Origin of the sequence: Streptomyces aureus, assembly GCF_000725495.1 — a bacterium.
GTDB lineage: Bacteria > Actinomycetota > Actinomycetes > Streptomycetales > Streptomycetaceae > Streptomyces > Streptomyces aureus_B.
Genome location: NZ_JNZD01000028.1, coordinates 64,587 through 84,491, shown reverse-complemented (window position 1 = coordinate 84,491; position 19,905 = coordinate 64,587). Strand labels below are relative to the sequence as shown.

Annotated in this window: 16 protein-coding genes and 1 pseudogene; 14 read left to right on the top strand and 3 right to left on the bottom strand. The window is 66.8% G+C overall.

Annotation, left to right across the window (positions count from 1 at the left end):
* Positions 1-306 precede the first annotated feature (306 nt).
* The gene (locus tag IO36_RS29365; RefSeq protein WP_037624118.1) at positions 307-1,656 is read right to left on the bottom strand and encodes an NsdA family TPR-like regulatory protein; all 1,350 of its coding nucleotides are present in this window, start codon (positions 1,654-1,656) and stop codon (positions 307-309) included.
* Positions 1,657-1,872: 216 nt separating this feature from the next.
* On the opposite strand from IO36_RS29365, the gene IO36_RS43400 reads away from it, so the two are divergent.
* The 5 genes from IO36_RS43400 (at position 1,873) to IO36_RS29345 (ending at position 5,240) form a co-directional block, all read left to right on the top strand.
* Positions 1,873-2,418, top strand: coding sequence for an ATP-binding protein (locus IO36_RS43400; RefSeq protein ID WP_051901039.1), 546 nt, complete (start codon positions 1,873-1,875; stop codon positions 2,416-2,418).
* The gene (locus tag IO36_RS29355) at positions 2,415-2,999 is read left to right on the top strand and encodes a hypothetical protein (protein WP_051901038.1); all 585 of its coding nucleotides are present in this window, start codon (positions 2,415-2,417) and stop codon (positions 2,997-2,999) included. The genes IO36_RS43400 and IO36_RS29355 overlap by 4 nt, the downstream gene beginning before the upstream one ends.
* Positions 3,000-3,121: 122 nt before the next feature.
* Entirely contained in the window at positions 3,122-4,225 is a 1,104-nt protein-coding gene (locus tag IO36_RS29350; RefSeq protein WP_037624117.1) for a radical SAM protein, read from the top strand.
* Complete coding sequence (locus IO36_RS47495) at positions 4,222-4,365, top strand: hypothetical protein (protein WP_167347427.1); 144 nt, start codon at positions 4,222-4,224, stop codon at positions 4,363-4,365. The genes IO36_RS29350 and IO36_RS47495 overlap by 4 nt, the downstream gene beginning before the upstream one ends.
* Before the next feature lie 62 nt (positions 4,366-4,427).
* Positions 4,428-5,240 (top strand): phosphotransferase family protein, encoded by an 813-nt coding sequence (locus tag IO36_RS29345; protein WP_037624116.1) that lies wholly within the window; start codon positions 4,428-4,430, stop codon positions 5,238-5,240.
* Between the two features lie 122 nt (positions 5,241-5,362).
* Here the strand turns inward: IO36_RS29345 and IO36_RS29340 are convergent, their stop codons facing one another.
* A complete protein-coding gene (locus tag IO36_RS29340; protein ID WP_051901050.1) occupies positions 5,363-6,235 on the bottom strand; it encodes an ATP-dependent DNA ligase in 873 nt (290 codons plus the stop codon).
* Between the two features lie 279 nt (positions 6,236-6,514).
* Between IO36_RS29340 and IO36_RS29335 the strand changes: the two genes are divergently transcribed.
* The 5 genes from IO36_RS29335 to IO36_RS29320 all read left to right on the top strand — a co-directional run bounded on the left by IO36_RS29335 (position 6,515) and on the right by IO36_RS29320 (position 11,159).
* On the top strand, positions 6,515-7,600 hold the full coding sequence (locus IO36_RS29335; RefSeq protein WP_051901037.1) for a pentapeptide repeat-containing protein: 1,086 nt from the start codon (positions 6,515-6,517) through the stop codon (positions 7,598-7,600).
* Between the two features lie 259 nt (positions 7,601-7,859).
* Positions 7,860-8,588 carry an AfsR/SARP family transcriptional regulator gene (locus IO36_RS29330; RefSeq protein WP_037624115.1) on the top strand — a complete coding sequence of 243 codons (729 nt, stop codon included), beginning with the start codon at positions 7,860-7,862 and terminating at the stop codon, positions 8,586-8,588.
* 84 nt (positions 8,589-8,672) lie between these two features.
* Positions 8,673-9,710, top strand: coding sequence for a DUF2637 domain-containing protein (locus IO36_RS48445; RefSeq protein ID WP_051901036.1), 1,038 nt, complete (start codon positions 8,673-8,675; stop codon positions 9,708-9,710).
* Positions 9,711-10,289: 579 nt separating this feature from the next.
* Entirely contained in the window at positions 10,290-10,784 is a 495-nt protein-coding gene (locus IO36_RS44980) for a hypothetical protein (protein WP_209441284.1), read from the top strand.
* 9 nt (positions 10,785-10,793) lie between these two features.
* Positions 10,794-11,159: a hypothetical protein gene (locus IO36_RS29320; RefSeq protein ID WP_037624114.1), complete on the top strand. Its 366-nt coding sequence runs from the start codon at positions 10,794-10,796 to the stop codon at positions 11,157-11,159.
* 767 nt (positions 11,160-11,926) lie between these two features.
* Here IO36_RS29320 and IO36_RS29310 read toward each other — a convergent pair.
* Positions 11,927-12,178: pseudogene (locus tag IO36_RS29310) on the bottom strand (carbonic anhydrase); the annotation flags it as partial.
* A 177-nt stretch (positions 12,179-12,355) separates the two neighbouring features.
* Between IO36_RS29310 and IO36_RS29305 the strand changes: the two are divergent.
* From IO36_RS29305 to IO36_RS29290, 4 genes are all read left to right on the top strand, one after another.
* Entirely contained in the window at positions 12,356-13,678 is a 1,323-nt protein-coding gene (locus IO36_RS29305; protein WP_158997559.1) for a toll/interleukin-1 receptor domain-containing protein, read from the top strand.
* Between the two features lie 129 nt (positions 13,679-13,807).
* A complete protein-coding gene (locus IO36_RS29300) occupies positions 13,808-14,755 on the top strand; it encodes an AAA family ATPase (RefSeq protein ID WP_245173525.1) in 948 nt (315 codons plus the stop codon).
* A gap of 98 nt (positions 14,756-14,853) precedes the next feature.
* Positions 14,854-15,768 carry a hypothetical protein gene (locus IO36_RS47060; RefSeq protein ID WP_158997557.1) on the top strand — a complete coding sequence of 305 codons (915 nt, stop codon included), beginning with the start codon at positions 14,854-14,856 and terminating at the stop codon, positions 15,766-15,768.
* Positions 15,769-15,773: 5 nt separating this feature from the next.
* Positions 15,774-19,781 (top strand): tetratricopeptide repeat protein, encoded by a 4,008-nt coding sequence (locus tag IO36_RS29290; protein WP_158997555.1) that lies wholly within the window; start codon positions 15,774-15,776, stop codon positions 19,779-19,781.
* The last annotated feature ends 124 nt before the right edge of the window (positions 19,782-19,905 follow it).

The window sequence follows — 19,905 nt, the reverse complement described above, 5'->3', positions numbered from 1 at the left end:
CACTCCGCCTTGCCGCCATCTTGGGCACGTCGCTGACCACGGAACAAGAACCTAGTCCCATTCCAGCTGACGGTGAGGCGGCGGCGGGGGCCGATCTGGATGGAATCGTCGGGGCGGACGGTCCCTCCACAGCGGACCACAGCCATGACGCCACACTTCAACGTGCACATGACAGAGAGGATGATCCCGCATCATCGACGCGCATACCGATCTCGGCCTGTCCTACACGTCTGCGGCAGGATGGCCCTATCGCGACGGCTGCTTCCGGGGGGGGTTCCGACAGCTCCCCCGGAAGCACCTATCGTTTCAGGCCTTAGCCGCGGCTACCTCGCGAACACGCGCGCCCAGCTCCTTGACCGAGCGGGAAGCGGCGTGCGGGGCGAGCTCCCTGCGCATCGTTCCGAAGTGGTCGTCACCGCGCACGGAAGAAACATGCTCGTACTCGTCCAGGAACCGCCCCCATGACTCGCACGACGCATCGACGTGCCCGATGCGGAGCTGACGCTGTGCGAGCACGGCGTAGGCGTGGACGCGGCCTTGGCGCTCTTCAGCGGGCTGCACCCGGATGGACTGCCGCATCGCTGCGATGCTGCCCTCCAGGTCTCCCTCTTCCATGAGCACGTGCGACACGTGGAAGAGGTAGGCGGTCTGGTCGTATCCGCCGATCGCGTCCCGCCGGTTGTCCGCCTTCGACAGGGCCGTCTCGGCTTCCCGGAGCCGGGTGTGAGCCTGCCGCCGGTCGCCCACCATCGAGGCCGCATGCGCCTGTTGCCCGCGCAGGAAGGCCACGAGACGGGGGCCGGCCGAGGGCGCTGCTTCTGCGGCCGAGTCCGCGAGCTCAAGGGACATACGCCCGTGCCCCAGGCTCGATGCCTGGAGCGACATGCCGCGCAGGGTCCGGCAGTAGGTGACGTGGTCTTCCGCCTCGTTGGCGAGCCTGAGCGCGTTCACGTAGTACGTCTGGCCAAGGCCGTGGGCCTTCTCGTACATGGCCATCCAGCCGGTGAGGTACGTCAGGTCTGATGCGGCGGCGAGCATGTCCTGTTTCACCGGCTCGGAGGCCTGCGCTCGTAGCCACGGCCCGACGGTGTTGACCAGGAACGCGGCGGCCATCGGGCGCGCGTGCCCGGCCCCGAACTCGTCGAGGATGTCCGCGATGCGCTCCGTCATGGACCGGACGGAGGCGACCTGTGACGCTCCGATGCGGGTGGTGGCCTTGCCCGGTGTTATCGGCTCGTCGGCCGCCCGTGCATCCTGCTGAAAGGCGGGGACCGAGAGTGCTGCGGTGAAGAGAGTCGCAGCCAGGAGGCTTCGACGAGATGGGTCCATGTCCGCCCTTCCGAGGTCGATCAGCTCCTCCACAGTGTCGACTGAGAGAGAGTCACCGACGGGCAGAGCGGGTTGCAGGCCAGCTTCCGCGTGCGTGACCGGTCTGCCTAAGCGCGCGGACAGCGCTTCCAGGATCAGCGGCCTGACCTCGGGTTTCGGCGGCGTGCCAGCGATCCAGTGCGCTACCGCCGTCCGGTCGTACGTCAGTTCCAACCCGGCCTGTGGGCCAAGCCTGTTGACCTGCTGAGCGAGCTGTGTGCGCGTCCATCGTGCCTGGTCAAGCAGCCCGGCAAGGGCGGGGTTGGGTGTGCGATTCCTCGTGGCCATGTACTCAACTCCCGACAGCTCATGGCGTTCACGGTGTTCACGGTCCCACCAGTCATCAACGGTACCCGCAGAGCGTGACCACGCGATTACCTCTTACAAGAAGCGATCGTTCTCAGCCCTTGGAGCAGCGGTGACTAGAGCAGCACCAGCTACAGAAGGTGTCTCCGGGCTGGGAGACGGATGCACGGAGCACCACAGCCAGACAAGGAGCCACCCGTGAACCCCCCAGAGAAGCGTCACGCCGCCACCGCAGAAGGATCAAGCGTCACCGCGCTGAGTCCGGCCGGCACGGCGACCGCGCTCCTGCCGTTGCCCGCAGAACCGGGCCCGTTCCGGTGGTCCACCCGTCTGATCGCCGATCGCGGAGCGGGGGCGAACGCCCGGCTGCGATCCCGGCCCCGCCTCGCCGTCTGCGGGTGGCCCGGCAACGTCGACGCCGCCGCCCGCGTCATCGGGCACTTGGCCGACAACGCCGCCCGGCACGGACAGCCCTTCCACGACGGGAAGATCGTCGTCCGGCTGATCGCTCATCCCGGCACCAGCGAACTGCTCATCGAGGTCGACGACGCGCGCCCCGACTTCCCGGACTTCGAGCAGGTCGCGAACCAGAGCCACGAGACCAGGCCCGCCCCCACGGGGCTGGCGTGGGCGGCCCACTACCGCGGAACCGTCTCGTGGGACGTGAAGCGGGACGACGACGGCGCGGACGTCGGCAAGACCGTGCAAGTCATCCTCCCTGCGACGTGGGACGGCTCGGCATGACGCACACGCCCCTCCCCCAGCGCGCGGCGCGGTTGCGCGGACTTCCGGAACGCGTCGACTTTGCGGCGCGGGACCTGGCCGTCGCGCCCGAAGAGGTTGCGCCGGACATGGGCACCCTCGCCGCACGGGTGCGGAACCTGATGGACGTCCAGCAGGGTCGGCCGAGTCGCCTGCCGTTGGGCGGCCAGTTCTTCGACGCCGTCGTGACGGCCGCCGGCCCCGAGGCCTACGCGGTCGTGGACCTCATGGACGAAGTCCAGCGACCGCGCGGCGCCCGCTCGGACGCTCCCGCCTGCGGACCCGTGATCGCGGACCCGGAGCGGGACTGGTTCATATGGCTCGTCCCTCCGGGCACGCACGCCGTCTGGGACAGCGCCCACGGCGTGTGCCGGGGCGCCCCCTACGAGCTCACCCTGCCCGCCGTGCGGCAGACGGCTCCAGCGGGCCCGTACTGGCTCCGTCCGTGCCGCGGTGACCGTCTCGTTCCGCACTGGCCCCTGGCCGATCTCCTCCACCGCTTCCAGCCGGGCCCGGTCCCCGAGGAGGCACTCCTCCAAGGGTTCTTCAGTACCGACTCCTGATCCCCGCGCGCGGTGGCGGCATACGCCCCAGTCCCGCCGCCGCACGCGGCCTGCTCCCTGCCGCCGGGCAACTGACCTGGCTCCCCCCGGCAGCAGGGACCCCAACCGTGAGGGGAAACGTCATGCCCGAGCTCATTGCCACACCGTTCGGAGACCACCGCTTGGTACTGCGGCGGGGAAGCCCGAAAGCCGTGCAGCTCCCCCATGCCCGATTCGAAGAGCTGCGCACGCGGAGCACCGTCCCCGGGTGGCTTGGCGACGCCGTCGCTGCACAGTGGCAGATGGACGTCTGCGGCCAGGCCCTCACGGATGTGCTGCTGATGCGCGAGGCGGGGCCGTACGAGTTCAGCCGCGCCACGTGGGAGATCAATCTCGGTTGCGACTACGACTGCGAGATGTGCTACCTCGGCGAGAAGCGCTTTGAGGGCCTGGACATGGCCGGCAAACGCAGGCTCCTGGAGGTCATGCGGGACGCCGGGGTGATCTGGCTCCAGATCACCGGCGGGGAGCCATTGATCGATCCCGACTTCCCCGCGTCGTACCGGCTCGCCAACGAGATGGGGATGCAGCTCGAAGTCCTGTCCAACGGGTCACAGCTGCGCCGGGACAGGGTCTTGGACGTGCTCCGCGCCTACCCGCCCACCAAGCTGACACTGAGCCTGTACGGCGCGACGGCCAGCACGTACGACGCGGTGACCCGCCGCCGCGGCGGCTTCGACCGGTTCCGCGAAGGCGTACACAAGGCACTCGCCGCGGGCCTGCGCATCGACCTGAGCCTGATCATCGTGCGCACCAACGCGCATGAGGCCGAGGCCATGCGCGCTTGGGCCGCCGAGCTCGGGATGCCGTTCCGCGAGTACGCCAACATCTCCCCCACCATCCACGGCACCGCAGAAACTCTGCCGTCCCAGTCCCCCGAATACCTCACCGACCGGAAGCCGTTCACCGGCTGCCCGGCCGGCGTGACGTTCTTCCACGCCGACCCGTTCGGCCGGGCCTCGATCTGCAAGGTCGGCCGGGAACCGAACATCGACCTGACCGCCGAAGGCGTGCCAGGCCTTGCCCGACTCGGCCAGATCGCCGAGTCCCTCATGCTTCGCACCGGCGGATGCAGCGGCTGCAAGCTCTCCGCCACCTGCCGGGTGTGCCGACCGATGGCACAGGTCTTCCAGGCCGCGAAGGCGCCACTCAAGAACTACTGCCAACACGGAGAGAGGTCGTCATGACTGCTGTCATGGTCGAGATCACGCCCCCGCCCGCGGCCGAGGCACCCGCCGACCCGGCGGGGATCGTCCTGGTCGACGACGTGTCCGCGCTCACCGCAAGCGTGGAGTCCGGCTGCAACGACGACAACCCGTACAAGTAGCGCCACCAGTTGGGGCCGCGCCTCCCCGCGCGGCCCCAACTCCCCGCACCTCTGGAGATTCCATGCCCACCCCGCGTATCACCGAGCTGCCGGACGCAGTGCAAGCACTGATCGAGAAGAACAGCGGCCCGATCACCGACTTGGGCACCGTTCACGGCGGCTACAACAGCTCCATTGCCGCCTGTGTCCGAACCGGCCGCCGCTCCCCGCACACCCTGTTCGTCAAGGGCCTCCCCCTCGATCACCCCCGCGTCTGGACACAGGCACGCGAGGCGAAGATCAACCCGCACGTCCGCGACCTCACCCCCGCGCTGCACTGGTACGAGGAAGCCGACGGGTGGAGCCTTCTCGGCTTCGAGTACGTCGAGGGAGACCACGCCGACTACACGCCCGGCGCCTCCGACCTGTCCCAGATCTCCGCGACCATGGGGCAGCTCGCCCGGCTGCGAGCCCCCGGCGTCGAGCTGAAGACCATGGCGGACCGGTACAGGACGTACGTCGAAAGCCCCGCCGAGCTGAAGTGGTTCGAGGGGGACAGCCTTCTCCACACCGACTGGAACCCGCACAACGTCATCATCACGAAGGCCGGCGCCGTGCTCGTCGACTGGGCGTGGGCATCGACCGGAGCGGCATGGATCGACCCCGCGCTGTGGCTGCTGTGGCTGATCGCCGACGGCCACACAGCCGAGCAGGCCGAAAGCGTCGCCGCCACGCACCCCGCGTGGAAGACCGCCCCACCGGCCGGGCTCGACACCCTCGCCCGCGTCCAAGAACGCCTGTGGGACTCCATCGCCAAGCAGAGCCCCGACAACTGGTCGCAGACGATGAAGACCGCCGCGCGGGCCTGGAACACACACCGGCAGAGCCAGGACTAACGTCAGACACGGGCCCCGCTCGTCCGCACCCCCCCGAGGCGGACGAGCGGGGCTTCCCGCTGCATGGGCAGCCCTGCGCCGGGCGAGCGCGGGCGCGGCTGCTTCGGGTTTCGAGGACCCACTCACTCTGCCGCGAGGATGCGCGTGACGGTCACCACGCGGTGCCGCGTACTGCCCGCCAGCACCTCCGCAACGAGCCCTGGACCGCTTTCGGCGTAGCGCTCGCCGTCCCGCGTCGACCCGAACCGGTCCGGTCCGGGGTCTGGCAGCAGCGCTGCTGCATGTGCCGCTAGCGGAGCCGTCAACCGCTGGGACAAAGCCCGGCGTCCGTCAGGCAGTTGGACGACGAGCGCCCGTGGCCGTGAGCGAGGCCCCGTGAAGCCCACGACCATGGCGTCAACCGGCTCTGAGTGCCTCACCTTCACCCACACCCGCCCTGGCCGGTACGGGGACGATCCGCGCTTGCACACGACCCCCTCGATATTCAGCGGACGCAGAGACTCGTACCAGTCCCGAGCCGTGGCCACGTCGTCGGAGGCCGGGACCGCCTGAATCGGCGGAGGGATATCGGCGAGCACGTCCAGGAGGAGAGCGCGCCGGTCCGTCCATGGCCGCCCGCGGACGTCCCCGTGAACCGGATGGTGCAGGCAGTCCCAGACCGCGTACGACGCGGGGAAGTCCTCGGCCAGCGCCCGAGCCCGAGCCGGCGCAGAGGCCGCCCGCGACTGCACCGCCCCGAAATCCAGGCGCCCATCCCGCCAAATGACCAGCTCGCCATCCAGCACGGTGCCCGCCGGCAGCGCCATGGCCGGTACGGCAATGTCCATCCACCACGACGTCACAATCCGCCCGGAGCGCGATTGCAGCCGGACCGTGTCGGCATCCCGCAGCAGTACCGCCCGGTGCCCGTCGAATTTGGGCTCATACCACCAGCCCTCACCAACGGGCAGGACGGCCACCGCCTCCGCCAGGGCTACGCGCACGGGCTCTTCCATGATCCAAGAGTGCGGCCCGAGCGCTCGCATCGCACGGGGTGATCCTTTCGCGTGTGCACGCGAAGGGACCCCGGAAACGGATGCGGGCGGGGAACGATCCGCGGCCACAACTCGACTCGAGAGAGCTGCAACCAAACACCACCAGACCAGCCTGTATAGGGCATGAGAACACCACGCGCCGTGCGGCTACGCAGACAACGAGCCCGTCGGTGGGCCACATCCGATCTAGAGCAGCGCCGTGAACGCGTCCGGCGGAAGGTACGCAACCAGCGGCGGGCCATGACCGCTCTGATTGCAGCCGGAGTGCTCGTGTTGTTCGTGGTGCTGCCCTGGCTGATCTGGCAGGGCCCCTACGTCATCGACGCCGACCACATCGACGAGGCCGAGCTAAAAAAGGGATCAGCGGCCCTCGTGACCGGCCTGCGCACCGCAGTCGTCGCCTTCACCGCCGCTCTCGGCGCCGGCATCGCCCTGCTCTACACCGCCCGCACCTACCGCCTCACCCGACGAGGCCAGATCACCGACCGTTTCACCAAAGCCCTCGAACGGCTCGGCTCAAACGAGATCTACGTACGCATCGGCGGCATCCTCGCCCTCGAACAGATCGTGCAAGACGCCCCCGAACAGGCCGCCACCGACGCCGCCCGCGTCCTCGGCCACTTCATCCGCCACCGCGCCCCCAAAGCCGCCGGCGAAGAACATCCGCTGCCCAGGAAGCCGGCTGCCGATGTACAGGCCGCCCTCACCGCTCTCACCCTTGCCGAATCACGCACCCACGTCGACCCCCGCGAACAGCTCGACCTCCGCGAGCTCCACCTCGCTGGCGCTCGACTCGGCCAAGCCGACCTCACGGACGCCGACTTGTCCGGGGCGACGCTCACGAACGCCAACCTGGCCGGGGCGATGCTCACGGACGCCAACCTGGCCGGGGCGACGCTCACGAACGCCAACCTGTTTAGGGCGACGCTCACGAAGGCCAGCCTGTTCAGGGCGACGCTCACGAACGCCGACCTGTTTGGGGCGACGCTCACGAACGCCTACCTGGCCGGGGCGACGCTCATGGACGCCAAGCTGGCCGGGGCGGCGCTCACGAACGCCAACCTGTCCGGGGCGACGCTCACGGATGCCAACCTGGCCGTGGCGACGCTCACGGACGCCGACCTGTCCGGGGCGACGCTCACGAACGCCAACCTGTCCGGGGCGACGCTCACGAACGCCAACCTGTTTAGGGCGACGCTCACGAACGTCGACCTGTCCGGAACAAATGGTCTTGCTCTGCGGCAGGCCAGTTTGGCGATAACTGACGAGACCACCGAGATGCCCGCCGACTTCTACGTATCAGTCAAAGCATCCGTGAGTGCGTGACACACGGCGTATGGCTTTCGCGTGTGCACGCGAAGCCGTCCCAAAAACGGTCGTTTTCGGGACGGTGGCGCCGACCACTCGGTCGGCTGCCCCGTCGAATTCGCTCCCGCCGGCGTCGCAGCCCGGCAGGGGGGACGACGGAGCGGACGGGAGCGAGCGAGACACCGAGGCGGCTGGGACACAACCCCACGCCCCGACGTCGGCCGCGGGCACGGACGAAGGAGAGAGCGCGCAAATCCCTCGCGGGCCGGAGATCCGGGTGCTGGGGTCGGTGGAAGTGGACGGGGTCGCCCACACCGGCCACGGACCGCGCTCCGCCCAGCTCGCGGCCCTGCTCTACTTCCGCCCCGCCCGCACAGTCGACGTCCTGTGCGCCGACATGGACCCGATCAGCCCCTGGTCGCCCGCCACCCTCAACGCCCGCCTCCAGGGACTACGGCGTGCGCTGGGCAACGACCCGAACGGCGACCCGTACGTGCCGCGCCGCCACAACGCAGACACCCCCTACCGACTGGCCGACGGTGTGCGCTGCGACTGGACACGCTTCCCCCAGCTCGCCGAACGCGCACTCCCCCACGGCCCAGACGGACTGCCCGATCTGGAGAAGGCCTTGTCCATCGTGCGCGGCCGGCCCTTCGGTACACGGGCACCGGCATGGGCGCAGCCGTACCAGCAGGAGATGATCACTCGGATCGTCGACGTCGCCCACACCGTGGCAACTCTGCGCACCGCGAAAGGCCCGCATCGCAATCTCGGTGGCGCGCGGAAAGCCATCGCGGCGGGGCTCGATGTCGACGAGACGGCAGAACTGCTCTACCGGGGCCTGATGGTCCTCGAATCGGCGGCCGGGAACCGGGGCGGCCTGCACACCGCCATCGCCCGCATCCAACAGGTCAACGCGCCCCTCGACTGCTGCCTGGAGACCGAAACGGAGCAGCTCATCAACGAGCTCCTGCACCGCAGAAGCAAAGAGGAGCAGGCCTTATGACCGCGGCCGCCGGGAAGGACCGGCAGCGCAGGAGCACGGAAACGATCTCCCCAGTCAGGCTCGGCCGCCCGCACAAACTCCTGCGTGGTGGCGGTGGAGGCGGCCCGGCACGCGATCGGCCGAATAGCCGACATCACGGCCGACAAGCACATGGAAGGCGTCCGCCTCACCCGCTGGCTGCTCTCCCCCGTTCCCACCTTCCTGCTGTGGCGCCGGATGAAGCTGTGGGAGCTGCGCTCCTACGAGCACGTCATCAAGCTGGAGCAGGAACGTCTCGTCTATCAGGCCCGGCTGCATTCCCGCTTCGGCCGCGCCTGGCGCCGCAAGGCGCCGGTCGAGTCGCTGATGCCGCTGCGTCTGGCCCGCTACGGCGTACCCCTCGCACAGACGGCCCCCGCTGGCCTCGCCGCGGCCGGCATCGATGAGTTCACGGACGACTGGTTCCCGAGCACGGTCGCCTTACCTCAGTACGTCCTCGAGCGCGACAGCGCTATCACCGTAGCGGGTGAGCTCCGTGCTGCGCAGGACGTACGGGCTGGGGCAAGCGAACAGCACGACAGCTTCGGCGATGGAGAGTCAGCCGCCGACGAACCGTCGGCCGACCCCAGCCAGCCCAAAGACGGCTTGGACCACGGCCGTGCCCCGGCGCCGCCCTCAGATGTAAGAGCGCACCCCGCCAAGGAAACGCGCAAAACGCAAGTGAACGCGGATGTCGAAGAGCAGCAGGAGCCAGAGGCGAGAAGCGCCAGTGGTCTCACTGTGGTCGACCGGTACTACCTCGCCTGGAGGGACTACCAGGACGTGTACGGCGAACAACCCTCCGGCAACGAGCTCTCCGCACACCTCGCCGGAAAGGGCACAACAGGCCGCGGCGGCAGCCCAGTCAGCCCCTCCACACTGCGCCGGTACTTCCTGCACTTTCGCATCTACGAGATCTGGGCAGACTGCCGGCTCGAGAGCACCGTTCCTTCAGCACACACCGTGGCTCAGACCTGCGCTCGGCAAGGAATCACCGCCCAGTACAACCGGGCCATCACAGCCAACGAGATCCTCAACCACTCACACGACTACGAACGCCGCTGGCAAGCCATCAGAAGACTTCAGCAGAAACGCTCTCCCTGAGAGCCGGACATGGCATCCCCGATCTGATGAGAGGTCTCTCTCGATGAGCAACGCCGTCCAGGCCATTGCTGGCTTGCTCCCACCAACAGACCGCAGCGGACATGCTCACCCTGGACGGCTGCTAGCGGGAGAGCAACAGAAGCTCTCACGCGTACTGCGACCCTGATTCGTGTCCTCCCCAAACCTCCGAGCCCATGGTCTGGCCGGGCGGCAAGGCGTACCTGTCGCAGCTGCCCCACAACACGACCTTGGTACGAGTGCACCCCCACTGCTGGCGCCCGACACACGCTGTGCCAGAGCCGAAACCCGCGAACACAGCCAAGGGTCGTCCTGCTCTTCCTCGTGCGCCAGCGACGGCGAGGCACCTGTCCCGTCGCCCCCCTGCGGGCTCGACGACCAGGAAAGAGCGGAATGGGAATGATTGGCCACAGATTCTCCAACTCTCCGTTTATTTCATGAACTTGGCTCATAACGACACTTAATTCACTTGCCCGTTAGCACATGCGTGCGAGAGCGTTGTCGGTGCCTGAGCTCCGGTACCAGAACCTGACCAGTCCGGGTATCTCCGGAGCGTCACACGTGAACGGGGGAAAGATCCGTATGGGACTTGCTCAGCGAACCGCTGCTGTTGCGGCGGTGCTGGCCGCGGCCAGTTCGTCTGTCGTCGGGAGTGCGCATGCCGCACCGGCGGCGAACCCGTGCGCCGGGCAGTCGGCAGCACACATCGTGAAGAACTACTACCAGGGTCCACTCGTCATCCCACTTCGATGCGGCTCGAACACCTGGGGGTACCGCCACCTGGTGTATCGCGGCCGCTGGAGCGCCGACTTCGACAGGAAAATCAGTCACGCCATCTGGCGCGGCACTGCGGTGCCGATCCCCGGAGGCCGATGGCACTACTACATGGAAGCCATGCCTCCGTGCAGCAAGTACTTCGGAGTACTGGACAACCCGAACGCCTACGGACGCACGCCCAGAATCAACCCGCAGGGCATCATCACGGCCTACTCTATGGATGACGCACCCGGCTCCAGCCGCGCATCGTCCGCCGGACCGCGCCGTCCTGCCTGCTGATGGAGCTCCATGATCCTCACGCCTGACACGCTGGCCCGGCTGGGTGATCTGCTTCGCGAGTACGAGCCGACGTACGCCGTCCCGATCCGTGTCGAGCACTTGCAGTTGACGCAGCGCAGGCTCGCCGCAGGGGCGGTTGAGACCGAACGAACCTTCCTCGAAGTCGAGGTATCGGTGGCTCAGCCGAACAACGAGCCACAGCGCTGGCTGCTGAGCCTGGACTTCGACGAGGACGCCAGCAACCTCTTGGACGAAGGCGCGCAGGAGGCGGATCTCCGAACCGCGGCGCTGATCATCTCGGCGAACATCGACGAGTGGTGGCGCTGCAAGGACCACGAGATCGCCACCGCAGCCATCGGCAAGCGACTCTCGTAAGCGGTCGCCGTCGATCAGCCGGCTTGCGCCGCCGGGGACCTCGGCGGCGCAAGCGGACTCGCAACCGAGTTCGCGTGGCGAGGATCTCAGGAAACGGAATCGGGGGAGGCCGCCTGCCGGGGTCCGGTGAGTGGAAGGTGCAACCAGTCACCGCCTGCTCAGCCGCCCTACCCGGGACAAGCGCCTTTCGGGCAGTTGCCGACACCGCCGCAGGCCCCGAAGTGGGCGCGCAAGCGGATTGCCATCCCCGCCGCAATACTCATCCTGTTCATCGGCGTAGGGATCGGATCCTCAGGCGATGACCAGAAGACAGCTGCCAGTGCGAAGCCCGCTCCCCGTGTAACCGTCACCGCCACCGCAGCGGCCAAGGCCAAAGCCGCGCCCGCCCCGACCGTCACCGTGACGAAGACCGCGAAGGCCGCGCCCGCGAAAGCCAAGCCGAAGAAGACGGAGTCGGCAGCACCGAAGGACAAGGTTGTCTTCAAGGTGTGGGGATCGGCGCCGGCAGGCGTGGACATAACCTACGGCAGCGACACCGACAACCTGGACGGCCACGGCCTGCCGATGACGTCGACGGCAAAACGAAGACGGGCCACGCCCGCGGCGGATACAACATCTGCTCCGCACAGCTCAGCGGCGGACTGTTCGGCGGATGGAACTAGGGTCCACCGGCAAACGGGCCTTGCCCACAGCAGGAATGACGCGAGACTGACCGCCGCCTCGGAGGAGGTGGCGGTCTTGTCGTATTTGGCGGCGCTGCCTCGGAAGAGGCGGCCGGCAGCCACCGCGTCGGCCAGGACGCGCGAGCGTTCGAGCAGCAGGTCCACGGTGTTCTCGATGTGCTCGGCCAGGATCTCTTCGGCCGTGTCGCGTCCGGCGGCGCGAGCTGCCAGCACGCTCGGGGTCACCCGTTCGACAACGTCCCGGACGAAGCCGCCCGGCGTCTGCCCGTTCTCCAGGGCGGAGCGGGCCGCGGCGACCGCCCCGCACGAGTCGTGGCCGAGGACGACGACCAGCGGCGCTCAGGCTGCGCCTCGGCTGGTAGGGCGCGGCAGATGAAGATCTGGTCTCGGTGGGACTGATCTCGCCGAATCGGCTGCACGAAACGTGACTGTGCGTCACACTCGCTGTTCTGGGGAGCCTGGACGGATCGTCTGGCATTGAGGCATGGGGGCGGGGGCACCATGGCGTTACGTGTGTTCATCAGCCATGGATCTGGCAAGGACCAGGGCAAGGACCAGTGCGTCGAGGATGCCGTGAGCTTATTGGTGCCCGAGCTGAAACGACGCGGCTACGAGGTGTTCTTCGACGTCGAAAGCCTGCGCGTAGGGGACGTGTGGGCGGAAGAGCTCTACATGGAACTCTTCGCTTGCGACGCCGCAGTTGTGTTGCTGGGTCCCAAGACGCTTGAGGCTCCCGAATGGGTGCGGCGCGAGACCGAGGTGCTGGTATCGCGTCACGTGATGAAGGACTTGCCGCACGTGCTGCCCGGGCTGATGGGCGGTCTGGATCCCAAGCAGGCTCGCAAAGTGGGCTTCGGACCTTTGTTTCGGCTGCAGGCCTGCATCCAGGACCGGGTCGCCCCCTACAATCCGCCACCGAGCCTGGACTGTTCGGTGACGGTGTTCGTCGACTGGATGCTGGCGGAGTTCGCAAATTTCGGTGAAGCTGCACGCGACGAGAGGGTGTTCGAGTGGGCGGGGAGGATTGCCGACTACCTGGACAAGGCGGCTCGCAGCAGCCCCAAGCGGGTACTGACTGCAGCTGAGCGTCTCGGGCTGCAGGATGGTGATCTGCAGCAGCTCAAGGCGAGGATCGGATCGGACATCCTTCTGGCATTCCGTCTCCTCGCCGCTGCCAAGGAGGGCGGGCGTCTCGCACAGGCAGTTGCGGAATTACGCCCAGTCCTTGATGGATCCTTGGCGGGCCTGGTGCAGGAGTTGCTTCCGGGCTGGGCTGATCAGGAGGCCGCGGAGTGCTTTCTCCCGGCCCAGGACGACGACGCCCCCAACGACACCAGAGTGATCATCTTTCCGGCTCGCCTGCCCTGGATGGCCGAGCACCACGTGGAACGCGCCCTCTGCAGAAAACCCATGAGCTGGCGCGTCAGCACCTTGGCTGAGGAATCGGACCTGCCGTGGTCGGAAGAGTCGCCCGCGAGCCGTCTGAGAGCCGCATGTATGGAGCAGCTGCACGACCTGTTCAGGGTACCGCCCTGGAACACGCTCTCGGACGTTGAAGCGATTCCGGGGGTTCTTCCGTATCTGGTGGTGAATCTCAAGGACTACGAGCTGGAGACGATCATCGAAGTGGTGCGGTCACTGGCTGAAGAATTCGAGGGGCTGAAGGTCCTCAATGTGGTCGTGCTCGCCCCGGAAGACGTACCTGAGCCGAAGGAACTCGAGGGATGTGGTCTGACGGATGCCGTAGTGGTGCACCCCAGTCCCACGGACGCCGAGCAGCGCCGGGCCTACCAGCTCTACATGGCCATGGACGAACTGCTCGAGCAGTGTGGTTGACCTCATCTCGCAATGCCTGCACTACCGAAAGGACACCAGGTCATGGCCGTTAGGGGTAAACGGCAAGCAGGCGCTGGCACAGCCGGGCTGAAGGACATGCCGGACCGCCGTGACGGATTGGTCTACGTCATGCCGCAGGATCTGGAGTTGGCCGTTGAGGTGGCCAAGGCCACCGGCCGCCCACTGCTGCTGAGGGGGAACCCGGGGTCGGGCAAGTCCTCCTTGGCCCCGTACATCGCCCGGAAACTCCGCTGGCGTTACTACGAATACGTGGTGACTTCTCAGACCCGCGCGACGGACCTGCTGTGGTCATTCGACGGGGTTCGCCGTCTGGCCGACGCACAACGAGCTAGGTTCGACGATGTCAACGGAGACGCGCTCGATGAGGACGCCTACATCGAGCCCGGTCCGCTGTGGTGGGCGTTCGCGCCCAAATCGGCTGCTGTCGTGGCAGAAAAGACTCGCAAGGCCAGACACGAGCGCGACCTTGGAGATGACACGGCCTCGGGACCACACAAGGAGCGATGGAATCGCAACCGCCGTGCCGACCACGCAGTCGTCCTGATCGACGAGATCGACAAGGCGGATCCCGACGTTCCCAACGGGCTGTTGGTACCGCTGGCTTCAAACGGTTTCACGGTGGCGGAAACCGGACGCCGCGTCGCTGTGGAGCCGGCTTCGGCCCGACCGCAGTCAGGTAAACCGTTCTCCCGCCACCTGGTGATCATTACGACAAACGAGGAGCGCGAGCTGCCTCAGGCATTCCTTCGACGCTGCGTCATCGCCAGCGCCCCGGAGCCCGGGACCCCGGGGGAACTGGTGGACATCGCCAAAGCCCATCTCAAATCCCGATTGCGCAAGGTCGACCCCCAGGACGCGAGGCTGGCAGCGGCTCTGGCGGATGAACTGCTCGCTGTCCGGCGTGTGGCGACCAGGGACGGAATCCGTCCGCCCAGTACCGCAGAGTATCTCGATGCGTTGTGGGCATGCCGTGCACTGGAGATTGAAGTCGGCGACGGCCGTTGGGAGAAGCTGCGCGGTCTGACCCTACTCAAACCCCAGCAGATGAGGGGCTGAGAATGCCCGGAAAGAGCAGGCACGTTGGTCTGCCGCCCGCAGGCAGGGTGGAGCAAGCACCGAGATCCCAAGCCTGGATCGGCGATATGGCCCGTGTGATGGCTGCCGTTGACGTCTCCGACGAGGCAACGTTCCACGCGGCGGCCGCCATGCTCGGCTTGCATCCGAAGGCCGTGCAGACAACGCAGGAACCTTCCAAACCTTCTGCGCACGCCTCCTTGTCTCCGCGGCGGGCCAAAACGCCGTCGCCATCGACGTCGTCTGGCGGCCTGCGCCAGGCCGGGACGCCGCTCGAGGCACCGCGCCCCATCCCCTTGCTGTTTCCGATGGGAACCGAGCTCGCCGTAAGCCGCCAGTGGACACAGCCGCCCGTGGCGACGGAGCCCACTCCCAACAGAGGGCCGACGCCGCCCCATCCCTACCTGCCTCTGTTTCCGCCCCGCTCCGAATCCGCCATCTTGCGGCTGCTTCTGTCCCGGGTGGTCCACGAAGGCCCGATCGACGTGCAGAGGGTCCTGACGGCGATGGCCCACGGCCGCCACGTGGCCGAGCTCCCCCGCCTGCCCGTGCGGACTCTGCGCTTCGGCGTCCAGGTGCTGGTGGACATCAACGAGGGAACCAGACTGTTCGCCCGGGACCAGCAACAACTGCTCGACCGGATTACAGCGATCGCCGGCGCACACGCCTGCGACGTCCGCTACTTCGCACAAAATCCTCTGCGCAGTGGACGGTCGGCCGGGTGGAGCTGGAAGCCATACACCGCTCCTCCGTCTGGGACGCGCGTTCTCATCATTAGCGACTTCGGCCAAAATACAGTCCCCCGCGCCGAGCAAGCGGAAAACCGTAAGGTATGGCAACGTGCGGCAGCACTGTGGCACAGGGCCGACTGCCTGCCGGTCGGCCTGGCTCCCCTGTCAGCACGCCAGCAACCAGCCTGGATGCGCCTCTTGATGCCGCTGCTCAGCTGGGACCGCTCCACGACCGCATCAACGGCTCACGCGAGGCTGCGATGAGGGGCGTGCCGGCTTCTTGGAATGCTCCCGCCCTCGCCCAGCCATCTCTCAGTGACCTCCCGGGCGATGCACAGAGCCTGGCAATCGCGCTGGCGAGCGCGGTGCGCATCGAGCCAGAGCTCATCCGCAGCATCCGAATCACAGTGCGCCCTACGTTGAACGTCGGGGCCGAGACCGGTCTTTGGTACGGGCCATGGGCAGCACATCGCGGCGGTCAGTACATGGTCCTGCGCCCACCGGTGATGCTTGAGGCACGCAGCATGCTGGTCGAGGAACTGAGGACGAGCCGGCCGGAGGATCCGATCCGGCTGGCTGGCCGCACCATTCATGAGGCCCATATCGGCCACTCCCCCGTCCTGGCTCATGAGGAACAAGTCACCTGGGCCGCGTTGCTGCATGATGCAGGAATCACCGATGAGTCCCAGGCCGACGTCGACACGCTCCTGCAATCCTTTCTGCGGACTGCCGTCGACGAGCCGCTGCGACGTGCTGCGTTGCAGCGATGGTTCACCCAGGCATGGTCCCGATTCCCCGAGTCGGTGAGGCAGACGGCCACCGGACTGGATCTCGTCGAGTTGCTCGGCGGCCCCGGCACACGCCGGTTCATGAGCGGTCCGCTCGGCACCCCCGTTTCGGACGATGTTCCCGACGTCGTGCTGCCAGTCCGCCATGACGGCAGCAAATTGGGCTTCGGAGACTTCCGTTGGCCGTCCGAGGGCATCCTCGTTCCCGACACGCAACCACGCATCCTGCATGTGTCGTCCCGCCACGACGCCTGGGGCGAGGCCCAAGAGGTCAGAGTTCCCCGCGGCGGCTTCACTGCCTGTCCCGCTCACACCGTGCCGATGTTCGTACGCACCGCGCGCGGCCAGATCTATCGTGTGGGTGCGCCGGGCGAAGCCGAAGTCGTCACCCGACCGCCGACGGCAGGCCGCCTTGCTTCCAGTCGCCTCTTGGGGCAACGCATCGAGGAACTCACAGATGCAGACGCACGGTACTTCGGCATCCCGATCGCTGACCTCAACGAACGACGGGCGGCTTCGGTCAGAACGCTGCTTGCCCCCTATCAAGCACGCCGCATTGACAGCGAGTTGCGTCAACGCATCGGAGGCGTCCCCTGGCAGAGCAAAATCATCCTGGTGCGCGGCAAACCCCACAGCGGGCGTACCCGCACACTGTGGGAGGCCATGCGGCACGAGCTTGCAGAATGGTGGGCTTGGGCACCCGCATTGATCGACCGCAATGAATGCGTGCTGAAGGCCCTGGCCGACGACGGCGTCGGGTCACAAACAGTGGTGTGGCTGGACGATCTGGATGAGAGCCTCGCGGCTCCGGGCGGCGAAGAACTTGCCGAAGCCCTTCTGGAGTTGCTGGACGATCCGAGCCGGTACCCGGTCGCAGTACTGGGGACAATCCGGGACGGCACCCAGCTGCTGAGCCGTATGGGGCCTGCGGCAACATCACTGCTCCACAAGGCCAGCACTGTCGACCTCAACAGGAGTCAAGGCTGGCCAGGGGCACCACGTCCCCGTGCCTACCCCAGAACGACCCCAGAATCCGAGGGTCTCCCGCCAGTTGTGGTCGGTCGCCAACAGGAACTCCAGCGGCTCCTCCACGCTCTGGACCCCAGCACCGAGTCGCGAGCCGTCGTAGTCCTCACCGGAGCGGCCGGCATCGGCAAGTCGGTACTAGCTGCACGAGCCGCTCAGGACGCATGCGCCCGTGACTGGTTTCCCGGCGGCCTGCTCATCGTTACCCTCACGGACAAGCCCTCGCTATGGATGGCCATCGCCCGCCAGCTCGGGCTGAACGATCCGGCGACCCCAGCACATGCGCAGACCTGGTCCACGGCACAGCTCAAGCTGATAGGCGGCCCCGCACGCCGCGTGCTGATCCTGCTCCACAATGCGAGGCCCGCCGACATCGCGCAAGTCACATCCGCCATGCCCGCCGGATACGCACTGATCGCAACCAGCCAGCACGCCCCTGGCGACACCGGCCTCGACATCATCGACGTCGGCTCCCTCCCCCAGCCCGAGGCAACACAGCTCCTGGAAGCCTTGCTGCTGCAGCATGACCGCAATGACACCCGCGCCGACCGCGACCACGAAGCCACCGCAGACGTAGCCAAACTGTGCGGCGGTTTCCCGCTGGCACTGGCCACCGCGGCCACTTGGCTGACGGCTGACCCGCGTCGCACGATGCGCCAACTGCTGAAGCTCCTGGAGTTCGAATCCGCGCTCGGACTGGAACACCACGGCGAACTGCCCGTGCGCCACGCACTCGACGTCACCTTCCACGGCGCCTCGCCGGCACAGCAGAAGGCCCTCTGCTCCCTGGCCCTGCTACCCGGATCAGAATTTGCAACGGCCACGGTCAAAGCAGCACTCAATTGGGGCTCCGCCTCAATCACCCTGCTGGACGAACTGGCCCAGCGTCACCTCATCGCACCGACCGCTACCGCCGAGCGCTGGCAAATTCCGTCCCTGCTGCAGATCTACGGTCAAGCAGTCATAGGAGACCACCTCTCCACCAGGGAGATCAGAGACACCCGCGCGCGAATCGTGGCGTACTACCGCACGCGCGCCGCAAACGCCGAGCGCGCTCTGTGGTCCCAGCAACCAGCCCCTCGTCCAGGACGTACATCCGCCCTGGAATGGATGCGCGTCGAACTGAGCAACGTCGCCGCTGTGGCCCGCTGGTGTTTCGCCAACGAAGACCCGCTGACGGGCACCAAAATCGCTATGAGCGCCGCCCGCTTCATATTCCAGGAAAAGCAACACGCCATCCTCCTGGAACTGATGAATCAGGTCGAACGCTGGGCCAACGACAACGGCCATCTCACTCTGCGAGCGGCCGCCCTGAGCAACATCGCCGTCAGTTTCGCCGCCAACGGTGACCTTGTACGCGCACGAGAGATTCTGGCGTTTGTCACCGATCTCTCTCGTTCCGTGGCTGGCATGCAGAACGTGCAGATCGTCGTCAACATGGGCGCCATCTTGATCAGTGCGCACCAAACGCAGGAAGCCATCGACCTACTCTCCGAAGCAATCTCACAAAATCGCAGCGAGAACCCGGCAGCCACGGTGCTGCTGCTCTGCAACCTCAGCACCGCCCTGCTACAGGCAGCAAACCACGATGAGGCCATCGCCACCCTGCAGGCAGCCGAAGATCTTGCTCAACAACACCCACTACCCCTGGAGGAGAAGGGACCTTTGTTCCGCAGTCTGGGAAATGCCCTGAAAGCAACGGGGCACCTCGACCGCGCGGCAGCCAGCTTCACCACAGCCCTCGAGGCGTATCTGGCGACCGGAGACCTCTCCGTTCAAGCCCTTCTCCACCAGGACCTCGCTTCCCTCTACCTGCAGGCCGAGAAGGCGCACCTGGCTATTCCTCATCTGAAAACAGCGATCACACTCTTCCAGCAGTTGAACGACCCCGAGTCCGAGGCAGAAGCCTGTCAGGCCCTGGCGGAGACCTTCCGCGTCCTCGACAGACACAGCCAAGCCCTGGACTGGTTCAAAACAGCCCGCACGCTGCACCAGAGCAACAACAACGAGGAATGGGCCGCGCAGGCCCTACGCGCCATCGGAGTACTCCTCCTGCAAACCGGCCGCCCAGCTGAGTCAATCCCCGCTCTACGCAGCGCAAGTGCTCACCTGGAAATCCTGGGTGTTCAACACGGACAGGCACGCGCCCTCCGCTCACTAGCCCAAGCCTGCATCAAGGAGGACAACCTTCTGGAAGCCTCCTCTGCCCTGATTCGATGCGCCGATCTCTACAGCCAACTCACGGCAGAACAGGCCTACCCCACTGCACTGCCCCGCGAAGGACAGAGCAACGCCGGACTGGCCGAGCAAGCACAACGGGAAAACGCACTACGCGACGAAACACACACCCTCATCACGGAAATCCTGCGCGTCAGCCACCGGCTCGAGGCAGCCGGACTTGTCGATGAGGCATACCGCGCCTTGTCCGCGGTAGAACTGCTGGGCCAGCCGTCAAAAGTCTGAGAGAGCACCCGCCGAAGCGTCCCCTGCCACGGTGTCCCCCATGCCGAACACAGCGAACCGTGGCTCGGCTGGATGTCTCTGCGCAATGGCCGCAGCGATGGCAGCACCATCGGGCCCCTCATCT